A 13871-nucleotide genomic window follows, 5' to 3' on the forward strand; every position below is an offset into this window, starting at 1 on the left:
GAATTCACACCTTCCAATTCTTAACATATGAGCGCAAAGTCATCCGCCAGATATGCCGGTTTTTGACGGTCAAAAACTGTTTAACTGTTCTTAACAATAATTGTTGTCGGTGACTGGATAAATGTCTTTGATCATATTCATGATAAAATCGATTTTCTGCTTGTAAAATAGAACGGTATCTATTGCTTGAAACTTTTTCATAGTCTAATACCGAAAGATCATGTTCCAGTCGTACTGGTAGTATCTCCACCGTTTTTTCCAACTGATTCACTTTCCAAAACAGCCAATGATCCAAAAAATCTAAAGAAAAAGCAGGATTAAACCCGCCAATCTTTTTTAGAAATTTGACAGACCATGCCACACCTGAATTGATTGCCATGATTCTTTCAGCTGTCGTACCGTCTACTTCTACTGCTTGTGCTGTACGATTGATATAATGATTTGAATAGACGGGAGAAACTTGCCGTCCCCCAGAAAAAATCATCGGAACTGCAGCAACACATTCATCTGTAAAAGCTACTTTACGCAAGATTTCAAAATAGTCGTCGACTAGCCTCGTATCCTGATCCAATGTAACGATACAACGTGTTCTTTCATTTGCTTGAGACAACGCATAATTATAAGCTGCCGCTAATCCAGGGTTTTGCGGATCATGATAGTAAATGGTATTTTCTTTTTCAAACAGCTCATTTTGCTGTCTTTGAGGACTATTATCGTAAATAACAAGCTGAATATGCTTTTCGCTAAGTGCTTTGCTTAATGGTTCATAAGTAGGAGATTGGCTGAATAGTTGCTGATAGAGCACGACGACTACTACTATTTCTGGTTTCATCAGAAAAAACGCCACCCCCACTTATTGAAAAATTTCATCATAGAAGTCAAAAACACACGAAAAAGTTTTGCATTTCGATGTGCACCCTTTCCATAAAAATGGACGACTGCATAAAAGGGTGTGTATAATAATTTGTAACCTGCTTTTTCAAAACTCAAACACAAGTCATTATCTTCAAAGTACATGAAGAAACGCTCATCAAATCCCCTTATCTCTTTAAATTTATCAATATCAGCTACCATAAAACTGCCCGAGATCATTCGCACATAACTATCAACATCAGTGGGCAAGTCACGGCATTCAAAGACAGCTAGCCGTTTATCAAACCTTTTTTTGACCCATTTGAAAGGCACAAAGCGCAAAACATAATCAAAAACAGCCAGCCGCTCACGGATGAGGTGCTGAGTGGTTCCATCTTCATTAAGAATCTTAGGTGCTAACATCGCGCATTCGGGATGTTCTTTCAGTAACAACACCAATGCTGTAACTGTTTCTTCATCCACTAAAATATCTGGATTACAAATAATACCATAGTGGAAATCACTGTTCAGCAGATTGTGATTATGTCCATAACCGAAACCGGAATTTTCATCATGAAAATAGATTTCGATATACGGATATGTCACATATTCTTTTAGTCTGCTTTTATATTCCGGAAGGGAGTTGTTGTCAAAAATCCGAATTTTTATCGCTGTTTCATCTTTTACAGTTGAAATAAAATTATCTAGTGTTCGAAAAATCTTATCACTGTTCGCCGTTACAATACTAATAAGAATTGGCTGGTTTAATTTGTTATTCATCTATATGACGGTTCCATTTCTTCAAATATTTCTGTTTTACTTGCGTACGATACTCTTTATTCCCTAAAAATCGCAATGTTTTTAAAATAAACTGATGTTTCTCGTTAATCAGACCAATCAATTCAAATAATAAAACTGCAGCAAATAGCATAGCAATAATCAATACAATCGTTCCGATTCTTCCAGTATAATTCATGACCATAGCTGTGAAAGAAAACATCAAAGCCATCGCATAAATCGTCAGGACGGCACCTTTATGAGTAAATCCTAAACTGATTAGTCGGTGATGAAGATGTTTTTTATCTGCTGTAGAAAAAGAAACACGGTTTGCTTTTCTTCTAATGATAGCAAAAAACGTATCTGTTACCGGAACGCCCATGACGATCAGCAGAGAAATTGACGAAACAAAAGTTACGTTCTTCAACCCTTGTAGTGAAAGGACGGCCATCATGAACCCTAAGAATAACGCTCCTGTATCGCCTAAATAAATCTTTGCCGGATAAAAATTGTACGGGAAAAATCCGATAATGCTTGCTACAAGACAGAAAATAACAACCGGGATGTACACTGTGGAAGCATGAAGGAAAAAATACCCAATGATGCCTATCGTGATTAAACCAATCAATGAAATCCCTGCCGCTAACCCATCTAAACCGTCAATCAGATTGATTGCGTTCGTGATACCGAAGATCCAAAAAATCGTTACAGGGAAACTAAGCCATCCTAATTGGATATAGCCAATAAAAGGAAGCGTAAAGGAATCAATACGTATATCTGCTACAAAATAAATAATAAGAGAGGCAAGCAAGATCCCTACACTCTTTTGTTTAGGCGTCAGCTCAAATTTATCATCGAGTACTCCTGTGACGATGATCACCAAAGAAGCGAGCAAGATCGGCACAATATACGATTGTGGAATGATTTTACGGAATAAGAATAAAGTCGATATAACAAATGAAATAAAAATGGGCAGTCCGCCTGCGGAAGGCATTGGGACTTTGTTTATCCTTCTTTCATTTGGTTTGTCGACCATACCCGTTTGTACTGAAATGATTTTAAATACAGGTGTTAATATCAGTGATAATAAAATTGTCAGAAAAAATCTTATAACCATACTAAAAGAAACAAGCATATGGGCACCTACTTTAATTAAGAGTCATAATTATTATAAATTACTGATATAAATTTACAATAAGAACTCTTATTTCTACTTTTTTTTATGAGAAAATTTAGCTTTCAATTTATTGAACCATTTTCGGCTTGGATCTCGACGTTTTTTGATTTGATGTCCCGTCACGTATTCTTGAACAACTGCATTGATGATTCCGCCCAAAATGATGATCGTAGCAGCAAAATTAAGCCAAAGCATGAGGACAATAAAACTTCCTATGATCTGATAACCGCTGATCCTCGTTGCAAAATATCTGGCATAGATACTAAACACTTGTGATAACAGCATCCAGCCGACAGTAGCGAAGATCGTACCTGGAATAATCGTCTTCAACTTCAACTGAGCATTAGGGACAATTAAATAAATCAAGAACATGATGACAAATAAAGCCACCAATGTGATTGGCCATTTCAACGTTTGGAACTGATCAATAAAGTTCACAGGTATTTGTACAATCGGTTGGATCGCATCTAAAATCAGCTGTCCTAAACCAAGAACGATAGTTACTCCACTAATGGCAATCATGAACAAGACGATCACAATCAGCGAGAAGAAGCGGACGATCAAAAAATTTTTTCTATTTTCTACGCCATACGCTTTATTCATCGCAATTTGTAAAGCGTTGATACTTTGACTGGCAGACCACAAGGCCGCCAAAGCAGAAACGGATAACAAACCGCCTGAACTTTGGGTCAAAAGGTCCTTGATTGCAGGGCCAATAAACTGGTAAACGGTCTCAGGAATCACTTCTCGTAAATAGGTCAGTACAGTCTCTTGATCGATGTGGAGAAACGGCAAAATATTACCAAAAGCAATAATCAATGGAAATAAAGACAAGAGTAAATAATAAGCAACGACAACCGAGGTCGTACTCATTTCTGAATCCGTGATGCGCTTTTGAGTCGTCTCAATAAAGCGCATCAGATTTTCATTTTGTTTTATTTTGTTCCAAACTTTCATGTACCTCTCCCGTACCTATTGATTGGCTGGTTCAATAGGTACCTTCTTCTCCTTGTGATGTCAAGATTCTAGGGCCATCTTTAGTAATAGCCAATGTATGTTCATATTGGCAAGATAGTCCGCCGTCTCTTGTATAAGCAGTCCAGCCATTAGGATCCATTTTCATTTTCCAAGTTCCGGTATTGACCATAGGCTCGATCGTGATGACCATACCTTCTTTCAATCGCAAACCTTTTCCAGCTTCTCCGTAATGAGGAACGGCTGGTTCTTCATGGATCGTAGGACCAACGCCATGACCTATAAAGTCACGGACGATTGCTAGATTTTCGCCTTCTACATACGTTTGAATAGCATGACCGATGTCGCCGATTCGATTTCCTACTTGTGCTTGCTCAATACCGATGTACAATGCTTTCTTCGTTACTTCCATCAATCGGTCGATCTCAGGTGTAGATTCTCCTACTACATAAGCCCAACAAGAATCGGAAATGCCGCCTTTCAAATCGATACACATATCGACTTTTACCAAATCGCCGCTTTTCAAAGGTTTTTTCCGAGGAAACCCATGACAAATTTCGTCATTGATACTGATACAAGTCGCATATTCATACCCTTCGAAGCCAATTTGCGCAGCGATTCCTCCATGACTCTCGATATAGTTTCTGACAAATACCTCAATATCCCAACTTGTTATGCCTGGTTTGATAAAATCACGCAGATTTTTATGTACATCTGCCAATAAAGCGCCAGATTCTGCCATCATTTCAATTTCACGTGCTGATTTTAAAGTAATCATATTTTCGTCTCCTTTTTACAAATCTCTCTCATTTTAACATAGCGGCATACATTTAGCCAAATGACATTTCCCATGTGTCTCTAGGTTTTATTTTCTTTTCAACGATGTTTTGGTATAATTCATAATTGTTAAATAATTTTAAACAAGGAGGCACATCATGGCTTTAGCAAAAATCGTATATGCTAGCATGACAGGAAATACTGAAGAAATCGCCGATATTGTTGCAGAAGCATTTGAAAATATGGATATCGAAGTCGAAATCAACGAATGTACCCAAGTAGATGCAGATGAATTCGAGGAGGCAGATATTTGCGTCGTAGCTACTTATACATACGATGATGGCGATCTTCCTGATGAGATTGTAGATTTTTATGAAGACTTGCAAGAGTTGGATCTATCAGGGAAAATCTACGGCGTCTGCGGATCTGGAGATACTTTTTACGATGAATTCTGTAAATCAGTGGATGACTTCGATGCTGCTTTTGGAAAAACAGGCGCATCAAAAGGCGCAGAAAATGTAAAAGTAGACTTAAATGCTGAGGAAGAAGATATCGAAAATCTAGAAGCTTTCGCTAAAGAATTAGTCGCAAAACTTTAATATGCTTGAGATATAAAAGAGCCATCCAGATTGAATCAATCTAGACGGCTCTTTTATTGTATTCATGGAAGAGTTCTTCGGGAGTTAAAAATGTATACGCTGTAAGAAAAACGAAATTTTCCTTATGTTGACACATCTCTTGTTATCTACTGATTGGGGAAACTCTTGAGTATATTCAATCGATTTCGATTGGTTCTTTGAGATTCAAGATTGCATCAATGCTGTCTTGGATCATTTTTTCAATCTGCTCATCAGTTGGATGGATGATACTTGAAGACATCAAAGCTGCAATCCCGGTAGCTATGATCCATGTACCGTTATGCAAGGATTCAATCTGCTCTTCTGAAAGATCCGCATAGGCTGTGTCCCGTTTCACTGTATTCACAAAGTAAGTATAAGAGAAATTTTGCATCTCTTTTCCTCCACCATATTCTTCTAAGTACAGTGAACGATACAACTTCTTCTCTCTTCTTGCAAAATGGATATAATTAAAAGCAAGATCGATAATCGTATTCCCTGTATGCTCAACTGGAAACACTTCGTATTGCAAATAATCATAGATTTGTTCAAAAAGTGCTTGTCTCAAGTCATCCATATTTTTGAACTCAAGATAGATCGGCTGCGTGGAACAATTCATTTTGTTCGCAATGTTTCTCGCAGTAAATCGTGTAAATCCCTCGGTGGCAGCTACTTCATAAGCAGCTGCCAAAATCTGTTCTTTAGTAATCGTCTTTTTTCTTGCCATATTTTTTTAATCTCCTCAATTTTTTTATAACGCTTCCACCATTGATTAATTTCATTGTAACATGTTTTTTTTGATATGCAAAATTAGTTTTCGATTTTCTTCACAAGCTAAAATAGCAAGTTGTGCCATAGAACGTGAAACGCAACCATAAAAAAATAACCTCCTTTTTTTATTTAAAGCTACATTGTTTGAATCATGATTAAATGGTATCATGCTAATAGTTACCAGAAAAAATGGTGAGGAGGAATTTTTATTATGTTATCCGATTTTAATGAACTTCTAAAAAAATATGCACGCTTAATTGCAGAAACTGGCGTGGCCACAGAAAAAGGTCACACAGTCGTTTTACAGATCAGTGTGGACCAAGCACCCCTTGCTCGCTTGATCACACAAGAAGCTTACAAATTAGGAGCTGCTGAAGTCATCGTTCAATGGACAGATGATCAGATTCAAAGAGAATTTCTTTTACATGCAGCAACAGATCGTATTGAGAATGTACCACAATCTAAAATCGATCAAGCGGATGAATGGCTTGAAAAAGGAGCAAGCAGGATTAGTGTCGTTTCTGCCGACCCTGATGCGTTTGCCGGTGTAGACAGCCACCGAGTAGCAACTTATCAAGCAGCCGCCGGTAAAGCACTAATGAATTTGCGCAAGGCAACTCAGGCAAATAAAATCAGTTGGACTGTTGTAGCTGCTGCTGGTAAACAATGGGCAGCAAAAGTTTTTCCAGATCTGCCAGAAGAAGAACAAGTGGATGCATTATGGGATCAGATTTTCAAAACAACTCGTGTCTACGAAGAAGACCCTGTTTTAGCATGGAAAAAACACGATGAGAAATTAGCAAAAAAAGCAGAAGAATTGAATCAAGAACAATTTTCTGCCCTGCACTACACTGCTCCTGGTACGGATATCATCATTGGATTGCCTAAAAACCATCTTTGGGAAGGTGCTGGAAGCTACAATGCTCGAGGGGAAAAATTCATGGCAAATATGCCAACAGAAGAAGTGTTCACCGCACCTGACAGTCATCGAGTAGATGGGTATATTTCAAGTACAAAACCACTGAGTTATGCTGGTACGATCATCTCTGGTATGAAATTTACTTTCAAAGATGGAAAAGTAGTTGATTTTTCTGCCGAACAAGGCGAAGATGTCTTAGCAAAACTGCTTGATACCGATGAAGGTGCGCGTCGTCTAGGAGAAGTGGCACTTGTTCCTGACCCTTCACCTATTTCTCAATCTGGTATCATTTTCTTCAATACATTATTTGATGAGAACGCATCGAACCATTTAGCCTTAGGATCTGCTTATGCCTTCAGTGTGAAAGGCGGTACAGAAATGTCCGACGAAGAATTGGCAGAAGCTGGTTTGAATAGAAGTCAAACCCACGTAGATTTCATGGTAGGATCTGACAAGATGGCTATCGATGGAATCCGCGAAGACGGTTCTACAGTACCGATTTTCCGTAATGGAAATTGGGCTTGAGTGAAATCTTGCTAAGCGCGTATAAAATAATACAAAATATAGATAAATGGATCTAAGTTAACAACTTAGATCCTGTTTTTTTGCAAACAAACTGTCTGCTTTAAATAAAATAACAACATAAATAAAAATTAATTTCATTGAAATGCTTTGCTATCGATTTCTTTGCGTGGTATCTTATTTCTCTGTCTCTTTTTACTAGGTCTGCTTTTTCATGTATTCATAGAAATTTTCTTTTAATCTAAAAAAACAATGTCCTTAAAATAAAGGACATTGTTTTTAGATATAAGTCAAAAAGATTGAACGTATTAGTGTACTTCCATTTTTATCTTTTAAACTTCTCCTTCAACTTGCACAATGAATCTTTGCTCACGATTCCAATCAAATGCAGAAGACATCAACGCCCGATCAAGAAGACCTCCTCTGGTCCAACTCATATAGGTCCCGTTTGACATATTTTCTATAAAAAATATATTTCCCAACGAGTTCTGTCCGGCTGAATACAACTTCCACAGAGTCCCTACATTCTCTTTGTTACTCGAGAAGTCCAAAAGGCCTCCTCCCATGCTATCCCTCCAAATATATTGCGGTCTAGGATTCACACTTCCCGGAATCTGCTCCCGGATATAATAACCACCGGCACTTGCATTGTACTCCATTACCCAACGTTGGGTTGAGTCAGATTGATTATAATTTTCCATTGAAATTTCAAAATATAGAATAGGATTATAAGGTATGCGTGACACAGTAAGCGTTGGGTCACTAGCAGCTCGAAGTGAAACAACTTTATTATTATATGTATTTCTAGCATGTTCGCTAGCATCCACCGTCCCAGTCCCTAAAAACCCACTACATAAAGATGTCAAGACGATCGTACTAAGCATTAATTTTGCTTTTTTCATTTTCTACTTCCTCCTTTTTTATCAAAGATTGAGAAAACCTTTGATTTCTCTTTTAAATGTTTTTTATATTTTTTATTAAGTGCTAAATAAGAAGATTCTTTATGTACTTATTCAAACTAACTAGGTATTTCAAATCGAACAAAAAACTACTGACTTTCCAATTATTCTAGCTGTGAAGTGCTGTTTGTATCAACTATACTTAGTACTCTCCCACTTTCGTGATTCTCTATGTAGTGCGCCTGTACATTATGTGTCCAGATTAGCATAAGAAGTTAAACATACTTATGTCCACTAGAAAGGCTCTAGCTCCATAGCTTTGGAAAAGCTACAAGCCTACCAGTAAAACCACTTTGTTCTATTACCCTTGCATCTGCGAAAGCCCTAAGTAAAATGATCAATGTAGCGCTAAGAATCCATTTTTTTAATTTTTCTCCTTCTTTCATTTTTATTTTTATTTTTTACTTTCCGTTTTAATGAAAATGTTTTTTATCACCTTCCCTCAATAACAATTATACCCTTACATCAATAAAAAATGAAGTTTTTTTAATTATAAAACATTTAATTTTTGTTGTTTTAAAATAAAAAAACCTGTATCACAAAGGATACAGGGGTTATTTGTACGTTCCTGACTGGAATTGAACCAGCGACCTATCGCTTAGGAGGCGATTGCTCTATCCTACTGAGCTACAGGAACAATTTCAATAAATCAATTGTAGCTTGTTTTTTTTTTACTTGCAAGCTTATCTGCTAAAAAATCAGCTTGTAAGTTAGGCAAAACGTTTCCACTAGCTCTTAACAGATGATAAACTAGGAGTAGAATGAAATAATACAGGGAGGTTCTTTCCAATGAATGATAAGCCAAAAGAAAAAGTATATGCCGAACGCTTAGATTCATCTAAAAAAAATCGGGAAAAGATTACGAAAGAAGCAATCCAAGACCACAAAAAAGAAAACCCTAAAACAAAAGAAAACAAAAAATTCAAATTTACAAAAAAAGAGGATTTACTTTAACATTTTCCTTCAAATGCCAAATGAAAAAACAAAAGGGTGGTGACAAAAATATTGTCATCACCCGTTTTTTATTAAAAATAGTCATTAAGGATTGGCTGTTGCTGTGGCAAGATCGAGCTTAACGTTTCTTCATATTCTTTTGCCACCTGTATCCTCTCTTGGAATACCAGCTCTTCAACTTTACGATATCCTAATAATAGCTGTGTGATATGTTGGATACTTCCGCGAACGATCGGTAATGCCGTTTGTTCTACTTTTGAGAGATGGTTTTTTCCATTTTCGATCGTTACTTCCACGATTCCTTCATTCCATTTTGCATACTGATCTTCTTCTATCTGAAGGGCAAAGGCAGCTTGTTTCTTTCTAAATGGATATTTTTCCAAAAACAAAGAAATATCTACGATCCTCGCCATCATATAAGGTGTGATCGTTACAGAAGCAAATGGATTTGCTAATAGATAATTTTGATCATTGCCACCGTAGCCACATGAATATTCAAATGTTTCAAAAGCACCGTTATGGGAACTTACAAAGCGGACAAGGCTGCAAAAGGCATCATGATTCAAAAATCCCCATTCCACAATAATAAAGGAAGACGCTGCAAGCTGGTAAACGACATAGCCCATTGCTTCCCCAGTATCATCAAAATACAAAGCAAACTGGTAATTACCTTTTTGCTTGAATTTATACGTATACCACCAGTCTTCGCGCTTCAGACCAGCTCGTTGGTTTTCAGGCATCTGTTCATAAATTCGTTTGATTGCAGCTTTTGCATCTTCGAAATTCATACGCTTCATCTTGCCAGATTTTTTTTTGGTAAACGGCACGTCACGACTGTTTAGTTGATAACTGATTTTATCAAACGATTGTTCATAGCCATAGCGCCGATAGAAGGGATAGGAGAATGGCGCCAGATAAGATAAGCTTACTTTACGATCACGGCAATCTTCAAGGATCTTTTCCATGATCTGATTGATTCCGCCTTGTCCCCTTGCTTCAGGATAAGAAGCAACATAGCCAATACCGGCCATTAAATACTCTTGTCCGTAAAAATTCACTGGAAAAGGAGTCGCCATGACTTGACTTGTTAGCCGATCCTCCTCATCAAAAAATCCGTAATTCCAGGAATTCTCCGCAAGTGTACGAAAACGTTCTCTCCTTTCAGGTGTATCTGCCCCATTAAATGCATATGTGGCTAAAGCAAACATTTCCTCAGTCGAAGATCCCCCTAGCTCTCTTACTTGTTTTGTCATTTTGCTGCCCCTTCCTACAAAAAAGCTAGTGAGGAATCTCAGGAAAGACTTCGCTTCCTCTGAAAAATCTCTTCTAGCTTACTTCATTTTTCAATAACTAAATAGTACCATTTTTTCACTGGTTTAATACGTTGCTTCGATCATCTCTAGCATTTTTTTGAAACGTCTCCGCTTAAAGTACATCAAGATCGTTCCTAAAAGCATATCATTCAACTTTTGAAGCATGCCATAAGACTCCATTTTTTCTGTGTAATGAACCTCACAGGTCGAATCGTCTACTGGTTTGATTTGATAATGAACAACGAATTCATTCTTCGTTGTCGATGTACGAAACTTATAAGACTGGTTTTCAATGACTTCTTCGATTTTTATACGAGCCCGGTTATTTTGCGAGAATTGTTTGACGTACTCCAAATTTTTCAGCTGTTTTCTGGTCACTGATTTGCCGGTCGCTTTACGTACATCGAAAAGAACAGAATCCATAACTTTATCGTAAAAAAACGACGCTGGAATATTTAATTTTTTTGTGATTTCCATTAGTTATTTTTCTCCTTTGCTTCTTCTCTTTTTTTCCCCTTCATGAAGAAGTAGATCCCTAATCCTGTTAGGAAAAGACCCGTGACCATACTATACAAATCATACCTTTGCGAATGTGGATTCAAACTATACAACACGATCAAAGAACCAATACTACATAAAAATAAACCGTTTTTTATCATATCAACCATCCTATCTTTTTGAACCATTTTCTTAAACAGCTGTTGACTGAAAATAAAGGACTGTTCCCCAAGGTTGTGCTTTGATTAGTTCCTTTGCTTTTTTAGCCGCAGCTTCCGGATCTTCTGCACTTGTTTCAAAGAACATTTTGATTCCTTGTTTTTCTTTAAACGTAAATGTCATTCCTTCTTCATTGTATCCTTCTAACAATTCTTTGATTGCATCTTGTTGCATTGCACTGGCAATTGAAATCATTTCAGTTCCTCCTCGAAAATTCATTATGAGGAACGAAACTTAAAGCGTCCCGCTCCTCAGATTCATCTTATTGTTGTTCGCCTGCAGCAGGGTCCATTTTGTTTGCAGAAATGACAAACGGTGCCCAAATCAAGAAAGTCACGACCATACATACCAACGTTACGATTGGTGCTCGCCAATCCGCTCCTGTTGCTAAGAATGACAATAAGAACGGCGGTACTACCCATGTAACTTGTTGCGATACTGGAGCGACTAGACCAAGATAAGTGGCTACCCAGCCAATTGCTGTTGCTATTACTGGAGCAACCAAGAATGGGATAAACATGATTGCATTCAATACGATCGGCAGACCAAACATCACTGGCTCGTTGATATTGAAAATACCAGGTCCAATGGATAATTTAGCTACTGTTAAATAATCCGCTCGTTTAGAGAAAATCAAGATAGCTATCAGTAAGACGATCGTTCCACCTGATCCGCCAAACCATGCAAAAGCATCGAACGATCCACGTACCCACATATAAGCTTTTCCATCTTCGATTGCGTCTAACACGGCTGGTGTACCAGTTTTTCCGTTATAACCTTTTTGGAAAATATCAATATTGATTAGTTGTGCTTGTCCCCAGATTCCCTCTAGCACTGGTGCCAATACATTTGGTCCATGAATACCAAAGAACCAGAATACTTGAACAAACACTGTGACGATCAATACTGCTCCCAACCCTTGGGATAATCCTAGGAATGGTTCTGCAATATATTTTTGCACCAAATCAATGATTAGTTGCCCATCAGCTACACGACCTACGATATAATTGATAATAGCAATGACGTATAAAGCAATCGTCGCTGGCAAAATGGCTGCAAATGCTTTAGATACTGCTGGTGGTACTGAATCAGGCATTTTGATCGTAATGTTAGCAAGCATCAATTTACAAAAAATAATGACTGAAATTGCTCCCATGATCATAACTGTAAAATAAGCGTTTCCATTCAAATGATCTAGTTTTAGCCACCCCCATAATCCAACTGACAGTGTGCCATCTGCAATCGTTGCACCAATCTCAGAACTATTGATTGCATCTGCGACATTTGAAGGGACATTCACATCTAATGCTGCTGATAATGCTGGACCAAAGGAAATACCTTGAATCAAGGTAGCTAGACCAACGATCCCCCCAGCTAGATCATTTACTCCATAAGCTCGGGCAAGATTATACCCCCAAGAAAAGGCAAAGATCAATCCGGCGATTGCTAGTGTACCGTTCCAGACAAAACCATTGATTCCGATGATGACATTCAATACGGCAAAGATTCCTTTGTCTGCTGCTAAACTGTCAGCGTAGGTACTGTTAAACTGTTGCGGTAAATCTCGAATAATTGCATTGATCATTACAGCGACTGATCCCGCCATTGTTGCGGGCAGTGTGCCGATAAAAGCATCGCGCAAAGCAACTAGATGTTTTTGCGCTCCGATTTTTGCGGCAACCGGCAGGATGTATTTCTCCATCCAACTTGTTAGTCCGTTCATTTTTTACTTCCTCCTATAAGTTTTTTATATAAAGAGAGTTCTCTTTATAACAAAATAAAAAATCCGTTCAAAAATTTTTCTTCTTCCGTTCAAAAAAGAAGTTGTATTTATTCGCTGTATACGCGACGATAAAGTTCGATGATTTCTTTCGCTAAATCAGTAAACGCAATAGACGTCATTAAATGATCTTGACTATGAACAGTCAATAACGTCACTTGCATATGATTTCCTTGTGCTTCTTGTGTCAACATGTCTGTTTGTGCATGATGTGCTTGTATAAGTGATTCTTCTGCATCAGCGATTTTTCTATCCGCTAACTCAAAATCACCGATTTTAGCAGCCGCAATCGCTTCCATTGCGTCGCTCTTTGCATTACCGCCAAACATGATTAGTCCCATGATGGCTTCTAGATTTTGTTGATCTTCCACGTTGTTATCCCCCAACTGCATACTTGATTTATTTCATTAGATTTTCTGCTTGTGCAAGTACTTTTTCTCCATTCATCATGCCATAGTCTTGCATATTGATGACATCTAACGGAATACCTTTAGGCGCAAGTTTTTGTTCGAATTGAGCTTTCATGAAACGTACTTGAGGACCTAATAATAAAACATCGACATTCTTAGATTCTAAATTATTATCTGCATCTGAGGCAGAGACAGCAAAAATATCGGCTTCCATTCCTTTTTCTTCTGCTGCTTTTTGCATTTTTGTGACCAATAAACTCGTACTCATCCCTGCTGAACAAACTAACATAATTGTTTTTTTTGCCATTTTTAACACTCCTTTTATTTTTTTTACACTTTTATATAATGCAA

The 13871-nt window shown here is 37.6% G+C and carries 17 protein-coding genes and 1 tRNA gene; 3 read left to right on the forward strand and 15 right to left on the reverse strand.

All coding sequences use genetic code 11. The features are described 5' to 3' along the window. Positions 1–4 precede the first annotated feature (4 nt). From IGJ53_RS10145 to map, 5 genes are all read right to left on the reverse strand, one after another. Positions 5–832: a glycosyltransferase gene (locus IGJ53_RS10145; RefSeq protein ID WP_010733391.1), complete on the reverse strand. Its 828-nt coding sequence runs from the start codon at positions 830–832 to the stop codon at positions 5–7. Continuing rightward, positions 832–1632, reverse strand: coding sequence for a glycosyltransferase (locus tag IGJ53_RS10150; RefSeq protein ID WP_010733390.1), 801 nt, complete (start codon positions 1630–1632; stop codon positions 832–834). The genes IGJ53_RS10145 and IGJ53_RS10150 overlap by 1 nt, the downstream gene beginning before the upstream one ends. Next, positions 1625–2764 (reverse strand): MraY family glycosyltransferase, encoded by a 1140-nt coding sequence (locus tag IGJ53_RS10155; RefSeq protein WP_010733389.1) that lies wholly within the window; start codon positions 2762–2764, stop codon positions 1625–1627. The genes IGJ53_RS10150 and IGJ53_RS10155 overlap by 8 nt, the downstream gene beginning before the upstream one ends. 75 nt (positions 2765–2839) lie before the next feature. Continuing rightward, a complete protein-coding gene (locus IGJ53_RS10160) occupies positions 2840–3763 on the reverse strand; it encodes a YihY/virulence factor BrkB family protein (RefSeq protein ID WP_002292890.1) in 924 nt (307 codons plus the stop codon). A 31-nt stretch (positions 3764–3794) separates the two neighbouring features. Then, positions 3795–4559, reverse strand: coding sequence for a type I methionyl aminopeptidase (gene map, locus IGJ53_RS10165; RefSeq protein WP_002292891.1), 765 nt, complete (start codon positions 4557–4559; stop codon positions 3795–3797). Between the two features lie 157 nt (positions 4560–4716). Between map and IGJ53_RS10170 the strand changes: the two genes are divergently transcribed. Further along, positions 4717–5157: a flavodoxin gene (locus IGJ53_RS10170; protein ID WP_002292892.1), complete on the forward strand. Its 441-nt coding sequence runs from the start codon at positions 4717–4719 to the stop codon at positions 5155–5157. A gap of 175 nt (positions 5158–5332) precedes the next feature. On the opposite strand, the gene IGJ53_RS10175 is transcribed toward IGJ53_RS10170, so the two are convergent. After that, the gene (locus IGJ53_RS10175; protein ID WP_010733388.1) at positions 5333–5902 is read right to left on the reverse strand and encodes a TetR/AcrR family transcriptional regulator; all 570 of its coding nucleotides are present in this window, start codon (positions 5900–5902) and stop codon (positions 5333–5335) included. Between the two features lie 255 nt (positions 5903–6157). Between IGJ53_RS10175 and IGJ53_RS10180 the strand changes: the two genes are divergently transcribed. Continuing rightward, positions 6158–7390, forward strand: coding sequence for an aminopeptidase (locus IGJ53_RS10180; protein WP_010733387.1), 1233 nt, complete (start codon positions 6158–6160; stop codon positions 7388–7390). Between the two features lie 329 nt (positions 7391–7719). Here the strand turns inward: IGJ53_RS10180 and IGJ53_RS10185 are convergent, their stop codons facing one another. Then, on the reverse strand, positions 7720–8289 hold the full coding sequence (locus IGJ53_RS10185; RefSeq protein WP_010733386.1) for a hypothetical protein: 570 nt from the start codon (positions 8287–8289) through the stop codon (positions 7720–7722). A 620-nt stretch (positions 8290–8909) separates the two neighbouring features. Continuing rightward, positions 8910–8983: transfer RNA gene (locus IGJ53_RS10190), tRNA-Arg, on the reverse strand. A gap of 152 nt (positions 8984–9135) precedes the next feature. Between IGJ53_RS10190 and IGJ53_RS10195 the strand changes: the two genes are divergently transcribed. Further along, on the forward strand, positions 9136–9300 hold the full coding sequence (locus IGJ53_RS10195; protein ID WP_002286676.1) for a hypothetical protein: 165 nt from the start codon (positions 9136–9138) through the stop codon (positions 9298–9300). Positions 9301–9371: 71 nt separating this feature from the next. Here IGJ53_RS10195 and IGJ53_RS10200 read toward each other — a convergent pair whose 3' ends face one another. From IGJ53_RS10200 to IGJ53_RS10230, 7 genes are all read right to left on the reverse strand, one after another. Then, positions 9372–10553, reverse strand: a complete 1182-nt coding sequence (locus tag IGJ53_RS10200; protein WP_010733385.1) for a GNAT family N-acetyltransferase — start codon at positions 10551–10553, stop codon at positions 9372–9374. 123 nt (positions 10554–10676) lie between these two features. Next, positions 10677–11090: a DUF3284 domain-containing protein gene (locus tag IGJ53_RS10205; protein ID WP_002315398.1), complete on the reverse strand. Its 414-nt coding sequence runs from the start codon at positions 11088–11090 to the stop codon at positions 10677–10679. Continuing rightward, a complete protein-coding gene (locus IGJ53_RS10210; protein ID WP_002286596.1) occupies positions 11090–11272 on the reverse strand; it encodes a DUF3188 domain-containing protein in 183 nt (60 codons plus the stop codon). Before IGJ53_RS10210 ends, IGJ53_RS10205 begins: the two co-directional genes overlap by 1 nt. A gap of 31 nt (positions 11273–11303) precedes the next feature. After that, the gene (locus tag IGJ53_RS10215) at positions 11304–11525 is read right to left on the reverse strand and encodes a hypothetical protein (RefSeq protein WP_002292901.1); all 222 of its coding nucleotides are present in this window, start codon (positions 11523–11525) and stop codon (positions 11304–11306) included. Between the two features lie 67 nt (positions 11526–11592). Beyond that, positions 11593–13053 (reverse strand): PTS sugar transporter subunit IIC, encoded by a 1461-nt coding sequence (locus IGJ53_RS10220; RefSeq protein ID WP_010733383.1) that lies wholly within the window; start codon positions 13051–13053, stop codon positions 11593–11595. Positions 13054–13160: 107 nt separating this feature from the next. Next, on the reverse strand, positions 13161–13481 hold the full coding sequence (locus tag IGJ53_RS10225) for a PTS lactose/cellobiose transporter subunit IIA (RefSeq protein ID WP_002286604.1): 321 nt from the start codon (positions 13479–13481) through the stop codon (positions 13161–13163). A 28-nt stretch (positions 13482–13509) separates the two neighbouring features. After that, a complete protein-coding gene (locus tag IGJ53_RS10230; protein WP_002286606.1) occupies positions 13510–13827 on the reverse strand; it encodes a PTS sugar transporter subunit IIB in 318 nt (105 codons plus the stop codon). Positions 13828–13871: the final 44 nt, after the last annotated feature.

It is taken from the genome of Enterococcus sp. DIV1283b, from assembly GCF_051710965.1.
Classification (GTDB): domain Bacteria; phylum Bacillota; class Bacilli; order Lactobacillales; family Enterococcaceae; genus Enterococcus_B; species Enterococcus_B lactis.

Excerpts from the sequence above, each read along its gene's own strand:
- IGJ53_RS10215 (WP_002292901.1), bottom strand. The coding sequence starts at position 11,525 with ATGATTTCAATTGCCAGTGCAATGCAACAAGATGCAATCAAAGAATTG.
- IGJ53_RS10155 (WP_010733389.1), bottom strand. The coding sequence starts at position 2,764 with ATGCTTGTTTCTTTTAGTATGGTTATAAGATTTTTTCTGACAATTTTA.
- IGJ53_RS10200 (WP_010733385.1), bottom strand. The coding sequence starts at position 10,553 with ATGACAAAACAAGTAAGAGAGCTAGGGGGATCTTCGACTGAGGAAATG.
- IGJ53_RS10170 (WP_002292892.1), top strand. The coding sequence starts at position 4,717 with ATGGCTTTAGCAAAAATCGTATATGCTAGCATGACAGGAAATACTGAA.
- IGJ53_RS10210 (WP_002286596.1), bottom strand. The coding sequence starts at position 11,272 with ATGATAAAAAACGGTTTATTTTTATGTAGTATTGGTTCTTTGATCGTG.
- IGJ53_RS10195 (WP_002286676.1), top strand. The coding sequence starts at position 9,136 with ATGAATGATAAGCCAAAAGAAAAAGTATATGCCGAACGCTTAGATTCA.
- map (WP_002292891.1), bottom strand. The coding sequence starts at position 4,559 with ATGATTACTTTAAAATCAGCACGTGAAATTGAAATGATGGCAGAATCT.
- IGJ53_RS10175 (WP_010733388.1), bottom strand. The coding sequence starts at position 5,902 with ATGGCAAGAAAAAAGACGATTACTAAAGAACAGATTTTGGCAGCTGCT.
- IGJ53_RS10145 (WP_010733391.1), bottom strand. The coding sequence starts at position 832 with ATGAAACCAGAAATAGTAGTAGTCGTCGTGCTCTATCAGCAACTATTC.
- IGJ53_RS10220 (WP_010733383.1), bottom strand. The coding sequence starts at position 13,053 with ATGAACGGACTAACAAGTTGGATGGAGAAATACATCCTGCCGGTTGCC.
- IGJ53_RS10185 (WP_010733386.1), bottom strand. The coding sequence starts at position 8,289 with ATGAAAAAAGCAAAATTAATGCTTAGTACGATCGTCTTGACATCTTTA.
- IGJ53_RS10230 (WP_002286606.1), bottom strand. The coding sequence starts at position 13,827 with ATGGCAAAAAAAACAATTATGTTAGTTTGTTCAGCAGGGATGAGTACG.
- IGJ53_RS10150 (WP_010733390.1), bottom strand. The coding sequence starts at position 1,632 with ATGAATAACAAATTAAACCAGCCAATTCTTATTAGTATTGTAACGGCG.
- IGJ53_RS10205 (WP_002315398.1), bottom strand. The coding sequence starts at position 11,090 with ATGGAAATCACAAAAAAATTAAATATTCCAGCGTCGTTTTTTTACGAT.
- IGJ53_RS10180 (WP_010733387.1), top strand. The coding sequence starts at position 6,158 with ATGTTATCCGATTTTAATGAACTTCTAAAAAAATATGCACGCTTAATT.
- IGJ53_RS10160 (WP_002292890.1), bottom strand. The coding sequence starts at position 3,763 with ATGAAAGTTTGGAACAAAATAAAACAAAATGAAAATCTGATGCGCTTT.